Annotated in this window: 2 protein-coding genes; both read left to right on the top strand. The window is 34.9% G+C overall.

Going from position 1 to position 2084, the window contains the following annotated elements:
• Positions 1-116: 116 nt before the first annotated feature.
• Entirely contained in the window at positions 117-881 is a 765-nt protein-coding gene (locus tag J5G60_RS18095; RefSeq protein ID WP_150357640.1) for a hypothetical protein, read from the top strand.
• Positions 882-1121: 240 nt separating this feature from the next.
• Positions 1122-1964 (top strand): dimethylarginine dimethylaminohydrolase family protein, encoded by an 843-nt coding sequence (locus J5G60_RS18090; protein WP_190972222.1) that lies wholly within the window; start codon positions 1122-1124, stop codon positions 1962-1964.
• Positions 1965-2084: the final 120 nt, after the last annotated feature.

Genomic DNA, 2084 nt, shown 5'->3' with positions numbered 1-2084 from the left:
CATGACAGGGATATAAACGCCAGCAAAAATCTGCTGAAATTAGCCATATAATTTTGGCAATACACTGAGGTTGGTTCGACCTTTAGAGCTTAGGTAAACTTGTTCCATTAGGAATATTGACTAAGAAGCCATCCACTTCTATAAGTGGTGGTAGTTCACGTTCTGTGATTTTATCTGATGAATTCTATAAATGGGTGAGTTCTATAGTAATTATATCTTTTATTGGAGGGTTTCTTGTCAATATAGTTTTGGGATTGTCTCATTGGATTGGCACTGCGGCTTTTGTCCTTGGGATATTGTGTTTCCGTGGAAAATGTAGAGTTCGTTTAAAAAGTGTAGAAGCCAGAGTAAAATGCTGCAGTGATTCCTATAAAACATTATGTGATAGAAAAGATATTATTATAAAAAAAATAGATAAAGAGTCTGATGTTGTTGGAATGGTGCAAAAAATTGATAGTAACACCAGAGAAATTAACAGTTTAATTGAGGAGAAAAATAAGCGTATTGATGGTGTAAAAAGAGAAAAAGACATGAAGTGGAGAGAATCAAGCGGCGAACGTTCCAGAGAAATTGAAAGCGGAAAGAATGATCTAACCGGAAAATTTTCAGAAAAAATAAATGAACTGGAGAACAGATACAAAAATAATTCATTTTTTTTGGAAAATGAATGTGAAGTGACAGAAGAATATCAGAATGAAGAAATTCTTAAAAAACTTATATCATATTTAAAAAATGGCAGGGTTTTTAGTAAGAAAAGTGCAATTGATTTATATGAAGATGAAAAAAGAAGGGATATGGAGTTTCAAGCAAAGCTTGCTAGAGAAAGGGAGGTGTTTGAATTTAAAAAGCAAAGCAATGAGAGGAATATTGAGGAGGATTAATCAGCTGAATAGGGATCTTAAAGAAGGTGCTTGTACACGGGGAGAGTATGATTCTGCAGTGAAAAATCTTAGGAGTGAATATAGGAAAGAAAATGAGAGGCTGAAAAATTATTTTTAATGTACTTTGGGCCAAGGCTGCACTTTGACATAGGAATTATTTGATAATATATAACATAACGGGGTAATATAAAATATAGAAAACTCTATGATCATAAGGAGGAAACAAAGGTGAATACAAAAGTGGACAGATGTTTTGTAAGAAACTCGACTGCATCTTTGAAAAAAGTACTTATGTGCCCTCCTACCTATGCATATTTAAAGGAAAATGCAGGTAGAAATGGCAATAAAGCTAAAATAAACAGTGAGCTTTGCATGAAGGAACATGATGAACTGGTTGAGGCGTATAGGTCAAATGGAGTTGAAGTGGTTTTAATGACACCGGATCGCAATTTGCATGATCAGGTATTTGCCAGGGATTTTGGCGCCTGCGTAAAAGAAGGTTATATACTGGGGAATTTTAGAATACATCCCAGGGAGGGCGAGACAGAAGCCTATGAAAAGAAAATGAAGGAACTTGAAATTCCATGTATTGCAAGGTGCAGCAGAGGACATTTTGAGGGCGGCGACTTCTGGATGCTGGACGATAAGACCATGGCCATAGGCATATTGGAGCGTACTGATGAGACAGGAATTGATGAAATAAGGAAGCAGATAGGAAGTAGATATGGTTATGAAATAATATCCGTTAAATCTCCTGAAAAATGTCTTCATCTGGATATGTGCTTTAACATAGTGGCGGAAAAGCTTGCTGTAATATGCAGTGAAGTCCTTCCAGATGAATTTCTGAACATATTGAAGGACAGAAATTTCAAATTCATAGAAGTGAATAGAGAAAATTTGCTGAAATGCCACTGCAACCTTCAGGCACTGGGAAATGAAAAAGTAGTGTCCTTCAGGGATAATAGAGAAGTCAACAGTGCTCTGAGATCCTATGGAATTGAAGTAATAGAGACTCATATAAGCGAAATGTTTAAGCACGGCGGAGGAATACACTGTATGACTTTTCCTTTGAGCAGAGCATAATACATTCAAGGGCTGTTATTTGTATAAAATTTAAAAATTTTTTTCAATTTTTCTAGTGACTATCATAAAAAACATCATATATACAGTTTATATTTTAATATAATGTTTATACTAAAATAT

This window comes from Clostridium sp. HV4-5-A1G (assembly GCF_900184915.1).
GTDB lineage: Bacteria > Bacillota > Clostridia > Clostridiales > Clostridiaceae > Clostridium_B > Clostridium_B aromativorans.
Note: the sequence above shows the minus strand (reverse complement) of the source record. Positions and strands in the feature narration are given on the sequence as shown.